An 18,117-nucleotide genomic window follows, 5' to 3' on the forward strand; every position below is an offset into this window, starting at 1 on the left:
CGCAGAAGGACACGCATGCACGCCAGTACCACCCGCTGGGACAAGCTCACCCGGCAGCGCCAGCACCATCGCATCCTGCAACTCTCTTTCGTCAATGACGACGCTCCCGACGCCGAACTGCTGATCAATCGGCTTGAGGCCAGCGAGGCGCTCAGCCGCGATTACGCTTACACGCTGGAACTGCTGAGCAACGATGCCGGCGAGCTGGTGCAGGCCTATTGTGTCGATATCTCCCACACCGCAGCCGACCCGGCCGGCAATTTCTGGATAGGCTGGTCCAATGTGCAGTGGACCAAGACCCTGATCAAGAAAGTCAGTGAAGCGGGTTGGCGCAGGTTCATCTTCAGTTGATGTCAGGGGTTGCCATCAAGGTCAGCAACATGAGCAGTGTCGATGTGGCGAGATGGGCAATCGCACAAGCGAAAGAGCAAGGCATCAAACTGGAGACGGCGCGACAGCAGACCCGAACCGATGCACGCAAGGAAGCCGGCAGAGCAGTCAAGCAAGCCAAGGTGCAGAAGCACTTCGTCTATGAACTGGATATCGCCAGACTGGAGAAGGAGGGACGCATCGTGCCGGGGACCACCAAGGGGATTGGACTTCCGGGTGTCGCGATGACGCAGAAGTGGCTTGGCTCCGGATCGCCTCGAGACTTCAGGCTCGGTGTTGCGACCATGATCGTGCAGATGGTGGCGCTGAATTTTGCGATGAAGGATCTGGCGGGCAATGATCAGTTCAATCAGGTCGAGACGCGATTCAAAGCGACGCTGGCAGTCGTCAGTCTAGCGGCGACTATTGTAGAAACAGTAGCGATTAGCGTTGAGAAATCGGTGGAGCATCCATTGGGTGCGTTTATTCGAAAGCAGTGGGCAGCGAGTTACGGACGTGCTGCCAAGATCGTCTTCCATGCTCGGGGGACCGGATTAATCGCAGGGCTTTTTGCAGCGGGATGGGATCTCGTCGTCAATGCACCTAAAGCATTTAAGGAAGAAAACTACGGCTTAACTTTGCTTTATATCTTGAGCGGAGCGTTAGGAGTACGAATCTCGTTCGCCGTCTTCTTTCCCCTATCCTGGCCGATCCTTCTCCTGTCTATCGCCATTGGAGTTGCAGTTTCGGTTGCGAATACGAGCGCTTTAAAGACGTGGATATCGCGCTGCGAATTTTCCAAGGGCGAGAAGTATACGTCCTTCGAGGAGCAAGTAAACGGACATTACGACGCTGTAGGAGGATAAGAATGGACGAACGATCATTTCCTTGCAAAGTAGGTCGTCCTATTCCGGAATGGGATTTTCGGCATCGCTTACCCATCGATACCGCAGTCAGCTCTGACTGCAAAGATACCGCAGCCATCTTTAGAATTAACTCGACGTACATGGATGTCACGGATCAACCGTATCAATATCGGCAGTGGCAAGCTGGAGGAGTATTCATTGTCACCTTTTTTTCAGCACTACTAATGGCAACCTTAATAAAAATTATCTTAATTCCGGTATCGACGATCGGTGTAGGAGTGGTTGCCGTCTACTGCACTTTAATCGGATCAATGATCGGTATGGCATATATGGCGTTCAACTATGGTCGCGACGAATATTTCGCACTAAACCGACGACCAATCCGATTCAATCACAAAGAGAAAAAAATTTACGCCATCCGCCATCGCAGCTTCTTTGGCAACCCAGGCCAAGGTGATATCACATGGGAAGTTCCATGGGATGAAAACGCCATCTTCTGTATCCACCGAGGCGTGGTCCATCAAAGGAACGTCTACCATATTCGATACTACGAAGTTGATCAAAACAACAACGTCACCCGCGCCTTCGCGATAGGCAGAGAATGGGAGGAGGACGAGAGTCTGGAGGATCTGCTCTCACAGTGGAACTACTGGTGCTGGTACATGAATCACGGCCCAGCGGAATTACCCAAACCCCTGCTCTTCTTCAAAGAAAAGGAAAACATATTGGAGAGTTTTCTGTTCTGTCTGTATGGATTTGGAATGCGTGCGAGCGCGGCCTATCGCATCTCCATGATGCCATTCGTCTTGCTGATGACCAGCCACCGCCTGATGGCACTCTGGACCTGCCGCGATCCAATCTGGCCTGACGCGGTAGCCAAGGTCAGCGTCATTGAGCCTGACGATCCATTCGATCAACCGTCCGGGAACACTCCCGTGGGTTGGGCAGAAACTGTCCACGCTATTGATCGTGGCGAATATCCCGATGGCGATAAACGAGAAATGAAAAACTGGTCTGGCGAAAAGAATCCTGCTCTTAACGCTCTACTTTGGGCGAAAGACATCCCTCCCCCAACAAGATAATGAAAGCGCCCATGAAAGACCATCAAGGCCGAGCCGTGATCCGCCTCGGCGACAAAACCTCCCACGGCGGCGAAGTCATTTCCGCCTGCGACTCGCTCAAAGCCATGGGCAAAGCCGTCGCGCTCGAAGCAGACATGACATTCTGCCCCAAGTGCAAGGGCCAGTTCGCCATCCAGCCCGGTGGCGGCGGCAGCACCCGCAAGCATCATGGCAAGCAGGTGGCCTATCACGGAGATACCACCGCCTGCGGTGCCACCCTGATCGCTTCACTGTAAAAAACTGAAGCTGTCACCAGCAACCAGACCATCATTGCCCGTCGTCAGACTGCTCCTTCTTGAGCTCCGCAAACTTGGCCGCCATGGTTGGATTGCCCCGCGTCAATCGCTTGATGGTCACATCCTGCGCCTTGTCATTGGCCAGACGCAGGTTGCGGTCAGTACCGAGCAGGGCTTCCTTGGTCTTCTGCAAGTGGTCGATGGATTTGTCGATCTCATCGATGGCCGTCTGGAAGCGGCGCGAGGCCAGGTCGTAGTTCTTGGCGAAGGCCGCCTTGAAGGTGTCCAGCTCGGATTCGAAGTTGGTGATGTCGATGTTCTGCGCCTTCACCAGCGCCAGCTCGGTCTTGTATTTCAGCGAGTTGAGCGCAGCATTGCGCAGCAACGTGATGATGGGAATGAAGAACTGCGGACGTACCACGTACATCTTCGGATAGCGGTGGAAGACATCCACGATCCCGGTGTTGTACAGCTCGCTCTCCGGCTCCAGCATCGAAACCAGGACGGCGTATTCGCAGCCCTTCTCCTGACGGTCCTTGTCCAGTTCCTTGAGGAAGTCTTCATTGCGATTCTTGGTGGCGGTGTGATCGTTCTCATTCTTCATCTCGAACATGATGGAGACAATCTCGGTGCCGGCTTCATCCGTATCACGGAAGATGTAGTCACCCTTGCTGCCGCTGCGCGCATCGTTGTCCTTCTCGAAATACGCGCGCGGGAAGGCGGTGGCGCGGATACGGTTGAACTCGGTTTCGCAATGCTGCTCCAGCGTCTCGCCGACCATCTTGGTCGATAGCCGCGCCTTCATGTCGCGCAGGCGCTCGATCATGTCTTCGCGGTCCTTGAGCTGGGTCTCGTATTTGTCCTTGAGTGATTTCTCGGCCAGCTGTTTTTCCAGCTCGGCGCGCATCAGGTTGTTCCTGAGTTCGTCGCGCTCCTTCTCCACCACGCCGACGGCCTCGTTCACGGCCAGCTTCTGGGTCAGCGCGATGGAATCCATCTTCGCTTTCAATGCCTGGATCTCGGCATCCTTCTCACTGACGGTCTGCTGCAATTGCCGGGCGAGGCGAGCCTCGGCCAATTGCTGGTCGGCGAGCTTTTCTTTTCTGGCCTGTTCGAGTTCATTGGCCAGCTTGTCGCGCTCGCGCTCGACATTGGCCATGGCTTCGGCCACGGCCATCTTCTGCGCCATTTCACCGGCTTCCAGTCTTGCCTTCAATTCCTGGATCTCGGCATCGCGCGCTGCCGCGGCCTTCTGCAATTGCGCCTCGGCCTTGGCGCTCGCCAGCGCGATGGCGTTGCGCTTGTCCTGCTCGGCCAGCTCCAGGCGCTCGTGCAATTGCTGCTCGAAGGCACTGTCGCGCACTTGCGAGAGGATGTCGGCATAGCCGGCCTCATCGATCTTGAAGGCTTTGCCGCAGTGGGGGCAGATGATGTCGTGCATGGATGCTCGGGTCCTGTTCTTGTCAGATGACCGCTAGCTTAACGGATCGCGCCCGCGGAGCAGAGAGAGAAAACGAGGAAAGAAAATCGGCAGGAAAGGCAGGAATGCAAAAAGCCCGCACAAGGCGGGCTTTTCTGAATTTGGTGGAAAGTGCAAGGTTTGAACTTGCGACCCCTGCAGTGTGAATGCAGTGCTCTACCACTGAGCTAACCTTCCGTACCTGACTGGTTTGTTGCTGCAGAACCAATCGAGAAGCGAGATTATGCCAACGTTTTTCGACCTGTGCAAGTGCTTCGTAAATAATTCTTCATTTTTTATCGAAAGCGCTGCCGGATGACGACAAAGACCTGACCAACATCAGCCTCACGCCGCTTCAGCGGCCGCCTCCGGTGGCGGCGGTTCGAAGCGCCACACACAGCTGCCGCGCGCTTCCTTGTCAAGCTGGTTGAGCACGTCTTCATGCAGGCCCAGTTCTTCCTCGCTGGCCGTCACCACGATCACTTCGGCCAGCGGCGCCAGCTCCAGCTTGCCCTCGCCTTCACTGACCTCTTCCTCGGCACCCAGATCCATGGTCAGCGAGTTCTGCCCGCGCGTCATCGACAGATACACTTCGGCCAGCAACTCCGCATCCAGCAGCGCACCGTGCAGCACGCGATGGGCGTTGGAGATGCCGTAGCGGTCGCACAGCGCATCAAGCGAATTGCGGCGGCCCGGGTGCAGTTCCTTGGCCATCTGCAAGGAGTCCACCACATCGGCCACGTGCTCCTTGAACGGCGGCAGGCCCAGCAAGGCCAGCTCCGCATCCAGGAAGCCGACGTCGAAGGGCGCATTGTGGATGATGATCTGCGCACCACGCACATAGTCCAGGAACTCGGCGGCAATCTGCTTGAAGGTCGGCTTGTCGGCCAGGAACTCGGTGGTCAGGCCGTGCACGGCCAGCGCGCCTTCTTCGGAGTCGCGCTCGGGATTGATGTAGAAGTGAAGATTCTTGCCCGAAAGCTGGCGATTGAGCACCTCCACACAGCCGATTTCCAGGATGCGGTTGCCGTTGCGCGGCGAAAGGCCCGTGGTTTCGGTATCGAGGATGATCTGACGCATGCTTGCTCCTGCTGATGTTGATGCTGCTAAAACACTGATATGAAAGAAAAAACCGCCCCGCTCAGCCTATGCTGTCCACGCCGCGATTGGCCAGCTGGTCGGCGCGCTCGTTGCCGGCGTGGCCATTGTGCCCGCGCACCCAGCGCCACTCGACCTGGTGCTGCTGCTGGGCGGCGTCCAGCGCCTGCCACAGGTCGGCATTCTTGACCGGCTCCTTGCTGGCGGTCTTCCAGCCGCGCGCCTTCCAGCCGTGGATCCACTCGCTGATGCCCTTCTGCACATACTGGCTGTCGGTATGCACCACCACTTCGCAGGGACGCTTCAAGGCATTGAGCGCCTGGATCACCGCCATCAGCTCCATGCGGTTGTTGGTGGTGTTGGGCTCGCCACCGAAGATTTCCTTCTCCTTGCCACCGGCCACCAGCAAGGCGCCCCAGCCGCCACGGCCAGGATTGCCCTTGCAGGCACCATCGGAATAGATCTCTACTTTATCCATACTCTTCACTTCAATCGGTTTGCCCATGCACATTGGCGCATGATAAGCGGGCCGCGATGATACCTGATCTCGCTGCAAGGCCCGTAGATTCAGTCGGTCTTGTGGATGCGATTGGTCACCGGCACGCCACGCGGGGCCTTCAGCTTCTGGCGTTGCAACGCCGGGCCGATCAGGCGCATGCCCGGCACCCGCTTGATGGCCTGGACGATGTAGACCGCGCCGAAATACGGCCACCAGCGGTCGCCGGCCTTTTCCATGAAGCCGAAGCGGTCCAGCCATTGCGCGGTCTCGCAGGGCGGGGCGTAGCAGCCGAAGTGGCCGCGATTGACCTCCATGTTCAGCAACTTGAGCCAGTCCTTCAGGCGCGGCAGGCGGATGAATTCACCATCCTGCGGCAGGAAATGCGCACCGGTCAGGCGGCCGGCGGCCTGGCGCATGCCCCACAGGCTGCTGGGATTGAAGCCGCAGATGATGACCTGCCCTTCCGGAATCAAGACCCGCTCCACCTCGCGCAGTACCTGATGCGGCTCGGCGGCAAACTCCAGCACGTGCGGCAGCACCACCAGGTCCAGGCTCTGCGTGGCGAAAGGCAGTTCGCCGAAGTCCGGCGTCACCACCTGCGGGATTTCCAGCTCGGACTGCCCTTCCACCGGCATGCGCTTGTCGGCCAGCCAGCGATAGGGCATGCGGTTGGCCTGCAGCGCGTGGATCTGGGGTGAACCGATCTGCACGGCGTTGAAGCCGAAGATGTCCGCCGTCAGCGCATTGAGATGGCGCTGCTCCCACTGGCGCAGATAGTCGCCGATAGGCGTCTGCAACCAGGCGGCCAGGTCTATAATTTCGGCGTTGTTCGCAGTCACTGCAGTGTCAGCCTTGTCAGCCATCTCTTCTTTCGCGCCTCATGACCCAGCCAGCCCAGCCAGCTCAAGCAGATCAGAAAACTTCATTGGACGTCCTGGCCGTACCGGCGTTCGACGACAATTACCTGTGGATCATCCATGACGGCCGCCATGCCGCCGTGGTCGACCCCGGCGACGCGGTCCCCGTCCTGGCCGCATTGCAGGCCGAGGGCCTGACATTGGCCGCTATTCTACTGACTCATCACCATGCTGACCATGTCGGCGGTGTGCTTGAGCTGGCGCGCAGTGCCGTCAGCGACGCCTTCCCGAACATCCCCGTCTATGGCCCGGCGCGCGAGCATTCCCGCATCAAGGGCATGACGATCCCGCTGCACGGGAATGACGAAGTGAAGATTGCTTCCCTGGGCCTGTCGCTGCAGGTCATCGACGTACCCGGCCACACGCTCGGTCACATTGCCTATTACGCGGCAGATCAAGGCCTGCTGTTCTGTGGCGATACCCTTTTTGCAGGAGGATGCGGGCGCCTCTTCGAAGGCACGGCAGCACAGATGGTCCAATCACTGACCAGGCTCGCCAGCCTGCCCGGCGATACACAAGTGTATTGCGCCCATGAGTACACCCTCTCCAATCTGAAGTTCGCTGCCGAGGTCGAGCCCGGCAATGAAGCGCTGACCGCACGGATCCTGCGCGAGCGTGCCAGACGCGAACGCGGGGAGGCGACCGTACCGACCAGCATCGCCCTGGAGCGCGCTACCAACCCCTTCCTGCGCACCGGCGAAAAGGAAATCCTCGAATCGCTGCAAAAGGCAGGTCGTTTGACGCAGTTGGACGACGTTAGCAGCTTCGCGGCCCTGCGCGAATGGAAAAATACCTACAGATAAGGGGATATTGACAGACGTTCAGGAGCAAATTCCTGCCAAATCAAGGACTTGGCTTTGTAACAGAGGCCAATTTTTGCTTGACTGCCGAAAAGGGTCTTTCGTACACTCCTTCAATTCCCCAAAATGGGCACCAGCGTTTTTACGAAGTTTTACGAACGCTGTCCACTCTGCACCACGCCGGGGAGACTCGCAGCTTCCGACCTTGCATTACCGTCAACCTGCACGCGCCCGTGATCGGACTGATCCGGACTCCGCCGGCAGGAGGTGTCGAGCTTCATCACAGCTCTGCAACGGAAGCGCCGCACGCAAACTTTTGCCTCTGGTACAGGATATCGCCCACATGCAGCGTACTTTGAAACAACTCGCCATTGCCGCCCTGTTCTGCGCTGGTACCCCGCTGCTCTCCCACGCCAACGATATCTCGATCTACCCCGCCCCCTTCAATGCGATCAATCCCGAACTGGCCGGCAATGCCCTGCCGGGGATGAACGACATCGACATCTGGACGCGCATTCGCAAGGGCTTCGGGATTCCCGATCTGGACAATGCCTTGGTGGAGAGCCAGACCCAGTGGTACAGCTCCCGTCCCGACTACATCCAGCGCACCACGGTGCGCGCCTCGCGCTATCTGTTCCACGTCGTGCAGGAGCTGGAAAAGCGCGGCATGCCCACCGAACTGGCGCTGCTGCCTTTCATCGAATCGGCCTTCAATCCGGAGGCACTGTCCACCGCCAAGGCAGCGGGCATGTGGCAGTTCATTCCCTCCACCGGGCGTGACTACAACCTCAAGCAGAACATGTTTACCGACGAGCGCCGCGACGTGCTGGCCTCCACCGATGCCGCGCTGACCTATCTGCAGAAGCTCTATGGCATGTTCGGCGACTGGCAACTGGCGCTGGCGGCCTACAACTGGGGCGAGGGCTCGGTGCAGCGCGCAGTCAACCGCAATCTCGCCGCCGGCCTGCCGATCGACTTCAATACGCTGTCGGCGCAGATGCCCGCCGAGACCCGCAACTACGTACCCAAGCTGCAGGCAGTCAAGAACATCATCGCCAATCCGGCCGCCTACGATATCGCTCTGCCCAAGGTGGACAACCAGCCCTACTTCGTCACCATCGGCAAGACCCGCAATATCGACGTGAAGGTCGCCGCGCAACTGGCTGAACTGTCGGTCGACGAGTTCAAGGCGCTGAACCCGCAGTTCAACCGCCCCGTCATCATCGGTGGCGACGATACCAAGATCCTGCTGCCGGAAAGCAATGCCGAGAAGTTCAAGGCCAACATGTCCAAGTGGACCCAGGCCTTCTCAACCTGGACGGCGCACACCGTCTCCAGCGCGCGCGAACGCATCGAGACCATCGCCAGCAAGTTCGGCACCACTCCCGAAGTCATCCGCAGCGTCAACCAGATCCCGCCGCGCATGGTCTTGAAAGCGGGCTCCACGATTCTGGTGCCCAAGAACGAAGAGACTGCCTCCCTCGATACCGACCTGACCCCGGAAATCGCCGACAACGCCCGCCTGGCCATCGCTCCTGACGTTCCGGAAACCCGCCGCATCTATGTGAAGGCCGGCAAGCGCGACACCCTGGGCGGCATCGCCAGCCGCTACCACGTGAGCGTGGCGCAGATCAAGCAATGGAACGGCTTGAAGCACGATACCCTGGCAGCCGGCCAGAGCCTGCAACTGCACGTGGCCAACGTCGCCGTCCATGCGGCCCCGCGACGCGTTGCCTCCCATCGCGCCGCCCCGGCGCGACGTCAGGTCGCCTCGGCCAAGGCACCGGTGCGCAAGGCAGCCCCGCCGGCCCGCAAGGTGGCCGGAAAGCCGCTGACCCTGGCCTCCGGCAACGGCGCCCGCAAGCAATAATCCGGAGGAAACCGGAGGAGACCCGGGCGGCTCGACCGCCCACTACAAGAAGACGCGCCCCAAGCACGGAAGAAGAAAAACATTGCAGTCTGCATGGACCCGAAGCCCCGGAGCTGATCCGGACTTCGGGTTTTCTTTTTGGCGAGACCTTCAGCGCGCGGCTTCGGCGTAGGTGGCGGCGGCCACCAGGCGGCGCGTGTAGTCCTGCTGCGGATGCTGCAGTACCTGCTCGGCAGGGCCGCTTTCGACCACCTTGCCATCCTTCATGACGATGATCTGATGCGCCATGGCCTGGACCACGGCCAGGTCATGGGTGATGAAGAGATAAGCCAGCCCGTGCCGGCGCTGCAGGTCTGCCAGCAGTTGCAGCACCTGCTGCTGCACGGTCACGTCCAGGGCCGAGGTCGGCTCGTCCAGCAACAGCAGTTCCGGCTGCAGCACCAGCGCGCGGGCGATGGCGATACGCTGGCGCTGGCCGCCGGAGAATTCATGCGGATAGCGCTCCAGGGCGGCTGTCGTCAAACCGACCTCTTCCAGCGCGCCGACGATGGCCTGGCGCTGCTGCGCGGGGGTCTTCTCGGGATGGTGCAGGGCCAGGCCTTCGCCGACGATCTGCTCCACCGTGCGACGCGGTGAAAGCGAGGCGAAGGGATCCTGGAACACCACCTGCAGGCGCGAGCGCAAAGGCCGCAGCGCACGGCTGCTGCGCTCGGAAATGGGCTCGCCGTCGAAGCGGATACTGCCACTCACGCTGGCCGCCGACAGCCGCAACAAGGCCATGCCCAGCGTGGACTTGCCGGAGCCGGATTCACCGACGATGCCGATGGTCTCGCCACGACGCAGTTGCAGGTCGATGCCGTCGACAGCATGGAAGGCGCGTTTGGCGAACCAGCCCTGCTTGATGTGATAGGTGCAGCGCAGTTGCTCAGCCTGTAGCACAACAGGGGCCTCGGCCGGCACCTCTGCCGCATTGCGCTGCGGACGGCTCTGCAACAGCTTGCGCGTATAAGGCTGCTGCGGATTGGCGAAGAGCTCGGCGACGCTGGCGCTTTCGACCAGCTTGCCCTTTTCCATCACGCCGACGCGGTCGGCGAAGTGGCGTACCAGGTTCAGGTCGTGCGAAATGATGAGCACGGCCATGTTCTCTTCCCGCTGCAACTGGTTCAGCAAGGCCAGGATCTGTACCTGGATGGTCACATCCAGGGCCGTGGTCGGCTCATCGGCAATGAGGAGCCTGGGCTTGCAGGCCAATGCCATGGCAATCATGGCGCGCTGGCGCTGGCCGCCCGAGAGTTCATGCGGATACGACAGCGCACGCCGCGCCGGTTCGGCAATGCCGGTCTTCTCCAGCAACGCCACGGCGCGTCTGGCCGCATCGCGCGCATGGAGACCCTCGTGCAGCATCAACACCTCGGCGATCTGGTTGCCGATGGTAAAAAGCGGGTTCAGGGCCGTCATCGGCTCCTGGAAGATCATCGCCACATCCTTGCCGCGCACCTGCTGCATCTGGCGCTCGTTCTTCTTCAGCACATCCTGGCCGTCGAGCAGGATACTGCCTTCGTAGCGGGCATCCTGATTGAGCTGCATGACCGCCAGCGACGACACGGTCTTGCCCGAGCCCGATTCCCCCACCAGGGCAAACTTCTCGCCAGGGGACATCGCAAAGCTCACGCGGTCCACCACCACGGTGTCGCCAAAGCGGACCGTCAGATTCTTCACTTCCAGCAGCGGGGCGCTCATGCCTTCCTCCGTACGTCCAGGGCGTTGCGCAGGCCGTTGCCGATATTGGTCAGCAGCAGCAGGGTCACGGTCAGCACCACGAAGGTGGAGACCGCGATCCACCAGGCATCCAGGTTGTTCTTGCCTTGCGCCAGCAGTTCACCCAGGCTGGGGGTGGAGGGCGGCACGCCCAGGCCGAGAAAGTCCAGACTGGTCAGCGCCAGGATGGCGGCGCTCATGCGGAAAGGGAGGAAGGTCACCACCGTCGTCATGCTGTTGGGCAGCACGTGGCGCCAGATGATGAGGCGGTTGGGCAAGCCCATGGCGCGCGCGGCCTGCACGTATTCCAGGTTGCGATTGCGCAGGAAATCGGCGCGCACGTAATCGGACAGGCTCATCCAGCCGAACAGCGACAGCAATACCAGCAGCAGACCCAGGCTGGGCTGGAAGATGGAGGAGAAGATGATCAGCAGGTACAGCTCCGGCATCGATCCCCATATCTCCAGCAGGCGCTGGGTGATGAGGTCGGTGCGTCCGGCAAAGTAACCCTGCAGCGCACCGGCGGCCACGCCCAGCACCACCCCGATGAACGTGAGCGCCATGCCGAACAGCACCGACACGCGGAAGCCATAGAGCAGACGCGCGAACACGTCGCGACCGCGGTCGTCGGTGCCCAGCCAGTTCTCGGCCGATGGGGCCGCCGGGTTGGGTTCCTTGGCGAAGTAGTTCAGGGTGTTGTAGCCATAGCGGTTCAGCGGATAGATGACCCAGTTGCCGTCCTTGCGGAATTGCTGCTCGATGAAGGGATCGAGGTAGTCGGCGGGCGAGTCGAAGTCGCCGCCAAAATGCCTGTCTGAATAATCTTTCAGTATCGGGAACATCAGCCTGCCCTGGTAGCTGGCCACCAGCGGCTTGTCGTTGGAGATCAGTTCGGCGCCCAGGCTCAGTATGAAGAGAAGGGAAAAAATCACCAGGCTCCAGTAGCCGGTGCGGTCCGCGCGAAAACGCAGCCAGATGCGACGGCTGGGCGAGAGGGAGGGGGTGGCGGGCGTAGTCATGCTCATTGCGCCAGGCTTTCGAATTGGACGCGCGGGTCAGCCCACACATAGCAGAGATCGCCCACCAGCTTGACCACCAGGCCGATGAGCGTGAACAGATAGAGCGTGCCCATGACCACCGGATAGTCACGCCGGATCGCCGATTCATAGGCCAGGAGCCCCATGCCGTCCAGCGAGAACAGCGTTTCGATCAGCAGGCTGCCGGCGAAGAAAGAGGCGATGAAGGCCGAGGGAAAACCGGTTACCAACGGAATGAGTGCATTGCGAAACACGTGCTTGTACAGCACCTTGCGCTCTGACAAGCCCTTGGCGCGGGCGGTCAGCACGTATTGCTTGCGGATCTCTTCGAGGAAGGTGTTGCGGGTCAGCATGGTGATGACGGCGAAGGCGCCGATGACCGAGGCCGTTACCGGCAAGGTGATGTGCCACAGGTAATCGGTGATCTTGCCCATGAAGGAGAGGCTGGCCCAGTTGTCCGAGGTCAGGCCGCGCAGCGGGAACCACTGCACGAAGCTGCCGCCGGCAAACAGCACCAGCAGGAACACCCCCAGCACGAAACCGGGAATGGAATAGCCGACCAGCACCAGTCCGGTGGTGGCGGTATCGAAACGGCTGCCCTCGCGCACCGCCTTGGCGATGCCCAGCGGCACCGAGATCAGGTAGCTCAGCAAGAAGGTCCACAGCCCGATGCTGATGGAGACCGGAAGCTTGGATTTGACCAGGGTCCAGACATCGCCGTGGTGGTAGAAGCTCTTGCCGAGGTCGAAGGTCAGGAAACCCTTGAGCATGATCCAGAAACGCTCGACCGGCGGCTTGTCGAAACCGTAGAGCTGCTTGATCTCGGCGATGCGCTGCTCGTCGATGCCCTGCCGTCCGCGATAGGCCGAGGCACCGCTGGCGGCGCCGCCACCGGAGGCTTCACCGCCACCGCCGCGCCCTTTCATCTCCAGCATGGCCTGTTCCACCGGACCGCCGGGGACGAACTGGATCACCGCGAAGGTGATGGCCACCACACCGAAGAGCGTGGGAATCATCAACAGCACCCGCTTCAAAATATAGGACCAGATATTCATGCCTGCCACCATCCTCGTTCCTGCCCGCCGCACCGGGTGCGGGCCTTGGTCTTTTCATTCATTTTTTGCCTCACCGCGCCTTTTCCTCCCACCAGGTGCTGATCACATAGGGATCGGCCTGGTAGTAGAGCGGCGCCACCGCCGGGATACCGAAACGGTTGCGGTAGGCGATGCGATGCGTGGAGGAATACCAGTGCGGCACCACGATGTACTTGTGCAGCAACACACGGTCGAGCGCGCGGGCAGCCGCAGTCAATCTGGCGCGGGTATCGGCGGCCACCACGGTCTGCACCAGCTGGTCCACCACCGGGTCCTTGAGCCCCCAGGCATTGTTGGAACCCTTTTCGTCAGCGGCCCTGGAGCTGAACATGTCGAACAGTTCGTTGCCGGGGCTGCTGGTATCGGGAAAGCGCACGCTGGTCATGTCGAAATCGAAGTCTTCCATGCGCTTGGCCACCAGCGCATAGTCGGCACTGCGTTGGACCACGTCGATGCCCAGCGTACGCAGGTTGCGGGCGAATACGCTGATGACGCGCGACATCGAACTCTGGTCATCGAGGATCTCGAAGGACAGCGGCACGCCCTGGGCATTGCGTACCGCGCCATCGCGATAGACCCAGCCGGCCTGGGCCAGCAGCGCGCGGGCCTGGCGCAGGTTGGCGCGCAAGGAAGACGGCGGGTCGGTCGAGGGCGGAACCGGCGCCGGTCCGAAGACCGCAGGATCAAGCTTGAAGCCCTTGGCCTGCAAGGACTTCAGCAGGGCCAGCTCATCGCCTTGCGGCTCCCCCGTGGCGGCCAGCTGGCTGTTGTTGAAGAACGAGTAGATACGCTTGTACTGGCCGTAAAACAGCTGACGGTTCATCCATTCATAATCCAGCGCCAGCCCGATGGCCTGGCGCACGCGTACATCCTTGAACTGGTCGCGCCGCAGGTTCATCACGAAGCCCTGCATGCCGGCGCCGTTGGAATGCCTGAATTCCTTCTTGATGATGCGACCATCGCGGAACTGCGGGCCGGTATAGCTGCGCGCCCAGTTCTTGGCGCTGTATTCCACGACCACGTCAAATTCGCCGGCCTTGAAGGCTTCCAGCCGCGCCAGGTCATCCTTGTAGAAGCGGTAGACGATGCGCTCGAAGTTGAACATGCCGCGTCGGGCCGCGACGTCCTTGCCCCAGTAATCCGGGTTGCGTTTGTAGATGATGCTGCGACCGGTATCGTAGCTCTCGATCAGATAGGGGCCGGTGCTGATGGGCGGGGTCAGCTGGATCTGGTCGAAGGGCGTGCCCTGTGCCCATTTCCTTGAGAACACCGGTACGCTGGAGACGATCAGCGGCAACTCGTGGTTCTTGCTGGCGAAGTCAAAGCGCACGGTGGCGGCATCGACCACCACGCAGCCCTTGACATCGGCGAAGACCGACTTGTACTGGGGCGCGCCCTTGGCGATGAGGGTGTCGAAGGAGTATTTCACATCCTCGGCAGTGACCTTGTCGCCATTGTTGAAACGCGCCTTGGGGTTCAAGTGGAAGGTCATCGACATGCGGTCCGGGGCCAGCTTCATGTCGTCGGCCAGCAGGCCATAGACGGTGGCGACTTCGTCGGAAGAGGACACGGCCAGGCTCTCGAACATCAGCTGGTCCAGGCCAGCGGCGGCCACGCCCTTCATCGACATGGGATTGAACTTGTCGAAACTGGTGCGACGGTCCGGATTGGCCAGGTACAAGGTGCCGCGCCGGGGCGCATCCGGATTGACGTAGTCGAAATGAGTAAAGCCGGGCCCGTACTTGGGCGTGTCATACAGTGAAAAGGCAGGCTCGGCGAATGCCAGGGTGCCATGGGCCACGGCGGCGGCCAGCAGGCAGGAGAGAAAAATCTTGGCTGTCTTCAGGGGCGGGACCATGCGGTTGTCTGTCTGCACTCTCGTGGGCTGTGATGTCTCGGGGGCAAGCAAGTCCCGCGCCTGATGGGCTCCGGCCGAATGCCTGCAGCCTGGGGGACGGGATCAGGAAACGATTTCCGTGTCGGGGCATTGTAAAGAGAGCGGCGATTACAGGGAAGCAATTAAAGCAACTTGACGAATGCTGCTTGGCTTGCCGCGTCATGCCCTGGCGGTGCCGCAAAGGTTGCCGCGCCTGCCGCAAGCCCCTACAATCCGGGTCTGTCCCATCCCGGCCGCCGCCGCTGCGCGGCGCCGCTATCATTTACCGGCCGCGCCACGCCTGCTTCTGCCCCGCAGAAACACGCAATACGCGGCGGACCCTACGGAGTCAACATGGCATTTCTGCAAGGCAAAAAAATCCTGATCACCGGCTTGCTGTCCAACCGTTCCATCGCCTACGGCATCGCCCAGGCGTGCAAGCGCGAAGGTGCTGAACTGGCCTTCACCTATGTGGGTGAGCGCTTCAAGGACCGCATCACCAAGTTCGCCGAGGAATTCGACAGCAAGCTGATTTTCGACTGCGACGTCGGCAGCGATGAGCAGATCAATGCCCTGTTCGCCGACCTGGGCAAGTCCTGGAGCCAGCTCGACGGCCTGGTGCACGCCATCGGCTTCGCCCCCTCCGAAGCGATTGCCGGCGACTTCCTGGAAGGTTTCTCGCGTGAAGGTTTCAAGATCGCCCACGACATCTCCGCCTACAGCTTCCCGGCCATGGCCAAGGCTGCCATGCCGCTGCTGTCCTCCAACGCCGCCCTGCTGACCCTGACCTACCTGGGTTCGGAGCGTGTGGTACCCAACTACAACACCATGGGCCTGGCCAAGGCCTCGCTGGAAGCCTCGGTGCGCTACCTGGCCGAATCGCTGGGCCCCAAGGGCGTGCGCGTCAATGGCGTCTCGGCCGGCCCCATCAAGACCCTGGCTGCCAGCGGCATCAAGGGCTTCGGCAAGATCCTCGGGGCGGTTGCCGCTACCGCCCCGCTGCGCCGCAACGTCACCATCGAAGATGTCGGCAATGCCTCGGCCTTCCTGCTCTCCGACCTGGCCTCGGGCATCACCGGCGAAATCACCTATGTGGATGGTGGCTTCTCCCGCGTCGTGGGTGGAATGGCAGAATAATCAAGCACCGCCCACAATAAAGAGACAGTTTCTCGAAATAGCTTCGTGCCAATTTCGATGTTTTAGGGTATGATTCGCCTTGTGCATTGCAATAACCAATGCACAGGCGAATCGGACGTGAAATCTGTTCTGCAGTGTTTCCAGCCGTATTTGTCCAAGCAGCTTCGCAAGCCTTACCTGTCATTACGACAAGTTCCCAGTAAAAGCCCCCCGCCCCTGGCATCCCTTGATGATGCCGTCCCGGCGCAAAGCTTTTGTGCCGAAATTTCTTTGTATTTTTCATAGTCATTTCGTCGGTTGGCGTTGCTTTTTTTCGTTCAGGCACTCGATGCCCGGCGCGCTTGCGTGCGCCCTTCTCGTGCCTGTCGTTCACATTCACGAAAGAGATTATGACTTTTGAAGCACTTGGCCTGAACCCTTCGATCATCAAAGCCCTGACCGAAGCAGGCTACACCTCCCCCACTCCGGTCCAGGAAAAGGCCATCCCCGCCGCCATCAGCGGCCAGGATCTGCTGGTGTCCTCGCAGACCGGTTCGGGCAAGACCGCCGCCTTCATGCTGCCTTCGCTGCACCAGCTGGCAGACCTGCCGCAGGCGCCGCAAGCCGCCCGTACTCCCAACCAGGAACGCCAGGCCAGCCGTGCCCGTGGCGAGCGTCCGCGTTACCAGCCGGCGCAGCCGAAGATGCTGGTGCTGACCCCGACCCGTGAACTGGCCCTGCAAGTGACCACCGCCACTGACAAGTACGGCGCCTACATGCGCCGCGTGCGCGTGGTGTCGATCCTGGGCGGCATGCCTTATCCGAAGCAGATGCAACTGCTGTCGCGCAACCCGGAAATCCTGGTAGCGACCCCGGGCCGCCTGATCGACCACATGGAGTCCGGCAAGATCGACTTCTCGCAGTTGCAGATCCTGGTGCTGGACGAAGCCGACCGCATGCTGGACATGGGCTTCATCGACGACATCGAAAAGATCGTCGCTGCCACCCCGGCCACCCGCCAGACCATGCTGTTCTCGGCCACGCTGGACGGCGTGGTGGGCAACATGGCCAAGCGCATCACCAACAACCCGCTGACCATCCAGATCGCCAGCTCGTCGACCCGCCATGAAAACATCATGCAGCGCGTGCACTTCGTGGATGACCTGTCGCACAAGAACCGCCTGCTGGACCACCTGCTGCGCGACACCAGCATCGACCAGGCCGTGATCTTCACCGCCACCAAGCGTGACGCCGACACCATCGCCGACCGCCTGAACATCGCCGGTTTCGCTGCTGCCGCACTGCATGGCGACATGCACCAGGGCGCCCGCAACCGTACCCTGAACAGCCTGCGCCGCGGCCAGGTGCGCATGCTGGTGGCCACCGACGTGGCTGCCCGCGGCATCGACGTGCCGGGCATCACCCACGTGTTCAATTACGACCTGCCCAAGTTCGCTGAAGACTACGTGCACCGCATCGGCCGTACCGGCCGCGCTGGCCGCAATGGCGTGGCGATCTCGCTGGTCAATCACGCTGAAGGCATGCAGGTCAAGCGCATCGAGCGCTTCACCAAGCAGACCATTCCGGTCGACGTGGTTGAAGGTTTCGAGCCGAAGAAGTCGGCTGCACCGCGCAGCCCGCGCAAGCCGGGTGGCTGGCGTCCGGGTGATGGCCGCAGCAACAGCGGCCCGCGCTTCGGCGCCGGCAACCGCGAAGGCGGTGGTCATCGCGAGGGCGGTTTCGGTGGCAACCGTGAAGGTGGTTTTGGCGGCAATCGTGAAGGCGGCTTCGGTGGCAACCGCGAAGGCCGCAGCTTCGGCGGCGCCAAGCCGGCCGGCAACGGCCCGCGTCGCGAAGGTGGCGGCGGTGGTGGCTACAAGGGCAATGGCGGCGGCTTCCGCGCCGACGGCCCGCGCCGCTCCTACGGCGATCGCTGATCGCTGCAAGCTGTCCTGATGTTGAAAAGCCGCTTCCTTGGAAGCGGCTTTTTCTTTGGTGCGA

16 protein-coding genes and 1 tRNA gene are annotated in these 18,117 nt (G+C 60.9%); 8 read left to right on the plus strand and 9 right to left on the minus strand.

Annotated elements, in window-relative coordinates; all coding sequences use genetic code 11:
* The first annotated feature begins 15 nt into the window (after positions 1 to 15).
* Genes GWL_RS23665 through GWL_RS13595 form a run of 4 tightly spaced genes read left to right on the plus strand, consistent with a single transcriptional unit; the run spans position 16 to position 2,592 of the window.
* Positions 16 to 351, plus strand: coding sequence for a hypothetical protein (locus tag GWL_RS23665; RefSeq protein ID WP_008331093.1), 336 nt, complete (start codon positions 16 to 18; stop codon positions 349 to 351).
* A 29-nt stretch (positions 352 to 380) separates the two neighbouring features.
* Positions 381 to 1,235, plus strand: a complete 855-nt coding sequence (locus GWL_RS13585; RefSeq protein ID WP_157174245.1) for a hypothetical protein — start codon at positions 381 to 383, stop codon at positions 1,233 to 1,235.
* Positions 1,236 to 1,237: 2 nt separating this feature from the next.
* Positions 1,238 to 2,317, plus strand: a complete 1,080-nt coding sequence (locus GWL_RS13590; protein ID WP_008331095.1) for a DUF6708 domain-containing protein — start codon at positions 1,238 to 1,240, stop codon at positions 2,315 to 2,317.
* 11 nt (positions 2,318 to 2,328) lie between these two features.
* Positions 2,329 to 2,592: a PAAR domain-containing protein gene (locus tag GWL_RS13595; protein ID WP_008331097.1), complete on the plus strand. Its 264-nt coding sequence runs from the start codon at positions 2,329 to 2,331 to the stop codon at positions 2,590 to 2,592.
* Between the two features lie 31 nt (positions 2,593 to 2,623).
* Here the strand turns inward: GWL_RS13595 and GWL_RS13600 are convergent, their stop codons facing one another.
* From GWL_RS13600 to GWL_RS13620, 5 genes are all read right to left on the minus strand, one after another.
* Complete coding sequence (locus GWL_RS13600; protein WP_008331100.1) at positions 2,624 to 4,033, minus strand: DUF2130 domain-containing protein; 1,410 nt, start codon at positions 4,031 to 4,033, stop codon at positions 2,624 to 2,626.
* Positions 4,034 to 4,174: 141 nt separating this feature from the next.
* Positions 4,175 to 4,249: transfer RNA gene (locus GWL_RS13605), tRNA-Val, on the minus strand.
* A gap of 147 nt (positions 4,250 to 4,396) precedes the next feature.
* Positions 4,397 to 5,131 carry a DNA polymerase III subunit epsilon gene (dnaQ, locus tag GWL_RS13610; protein WP_008331101.1) on the minus strand — a complete coding sequence of 245 codons (735 nt, stop codon included), beginning with the start codon at positions 5,129 to 5,131 and terminating at the stop codon, positions 4,397 to 4,399.
* Positions 5,132 to 5,192: 61 nt separating this feature from the next.
* On the minus strand, positions 5,193 to 5,627 hold the full coding sequence (gene rnhA / locus GWL_RS13615; RefSeq protein ID WP_034350828.1) for a ribonuclease HI: 435 nt from the start codon (positions 5,625 to 5,627) through the stop codon (positions 5,193 to 5,195).
* Positions 5,628 to 5,716: 89 nt separating this feature from the next.
* Positions 5,717 to 6,511 (minus strand): class I SAM-dependent methyltransferase, encoded by a 795-nt coding sequence (locus tag GWL_RS13620; RefSeq protein ID WP_008331105.1) that lies wholly within the window; start codon positions 6,509 to 6,511, stop codon positions 5,717 to 5,719.
* Positions 6,512 to 6,573: 62 nt separating this feature from the next.
* Here GWL_RS13620 and gloB point away from each other — a divergent pair, with 62 nt between their 5' ends.
* The gene (gloB, locus tag GWL_RS13625; RefSeq protein ID WP_008331106.1) at positions 6,574 to 7,368 is read left to right on the plus strand and encodes a hydroxyacylglutathione hydrolase; all 795 of its coding nucleotides are present in this window, start codon (positions 6,574 to 6,576) and stop codon (positions 7,366 to 7,368) included.
* A gap of 340 nt (positions 7,369 to 7,708) precedes the next feature.
* Positions 7,709 to 9,235 (plus strand): transglycosylase SLT domain-containing protein, encoded by a 1,527-nt coding sequence (locus tag GWL_RS13630; RefSeq protein WP_008331107.1) that lies wholly within the window; start codon positions 7,709 to 7,711, stop codon positions 9,233 to 9,235.
* Between the two features lie 150 nt (positions 9,236 to 9,385).
* Here the strand turns inward: GWL_RS13630 and GWL_RS13635 are convergent, their stop codons facing one another.
* The 4 genes from GWL_RS13635 to GWL_RS13650 all read right to left on the minus strand — a co-directional run bounded on the left by GWL_RS13635 (position 9,386) and on the right by GWL_RS13650 (position 14,982).
* A complete protein-coding gene (locus GWL_RS13635; protein ID WP_008331108.1) occupies positions 9,386 to 10,975 on the minus strand; it encodes an ABC transporter ATP-binding protein in 1,590 nt (529 codons plus the stop codon).
* On the minus strand, positions 10,972 to 12,018 hold the full coding sequence (locus GWL_RS13640; protein WP_008331109.1) for an ABC transporter permease: 1,047 nt from the start codon (positions 12,016 to 12,018) through the stop codon (positions 10,972 to 10,974). The genes GWL_RS13635 and GWL_RS13640 overlap by 4 nt, the downstream gene beginning before the upstream one ends.
* Positions 12,015 to 13,085, minus strand: a complete 1,071-nt coding sequence (locus GWL_RS13645) for a microcin C ABC transporter permease YejB (protein ID WP_034351175.1) — start codon at positions 13,083 to 13,085, stop codon at positions 12,015 to 12,017. Before GWL_RS13645 ends, GWL_RS13640 begins: the two co-directional genes overlap by 4 nt.
* Positions 13,086 to 13,155: 70 nt before the next feature.
* Complete coding sequence (locus tag GWL_RS13650) at positions 13,156 to 14,982, minus strand: extracellular solute-binding protein (protein WP_008331111.1); 1,827 nt, start codon at positions 14,980 to 14,982, stop codon at positions 13,156 to 13,158.
* A gap of 372 nt (positions 14,983 to 15,354) precedes the next feature.
* Here GWL_RS13650 and fabI point away from each other — a divergent pair, with 372 nt between their 5' ends.
* Together fabI and GWL_RS13660 are read left to right on the plus strand one after the other, a co-directional pair.
* Positions 15,355 to 16,137, plus strand: coding sequence for an enoyl-ACP reductase FabI (gene fabI, locus GWL_RS13655; protein ID WP_008331118.1), 783 nt, complete (start codon positions 15,355 to 15,357; stop codon positions 16,135 to 16,137).
* A gap of 389 nt (positions 16,138 to 16,526) precedes the next feature.
* The gene (locus tag GWL_RS13660) at positions 16,527 to 18,053 is read left to right on the plus strand and encodes a DEAD/DEAH box helicase (RefSeq protein ID WP_008331120.1); all 1,527 of its coding nucleotides are present in this window, start codon (positions 16,527 to 16,529) and stop codon (positions 18,051 to 18,053) included.
* Positions 18,054 to 18,117: the final 64 nt, after the last annotated feature.

Source organism: Herbaspirillum sp. GW103 (assembly GCF_000261365.1).
GTDB lineage: Bacteria > Pseudomonadota > Gammaproteobacteria > Burkholderiales > Burkholderiaceae_D > Herbaspirillum.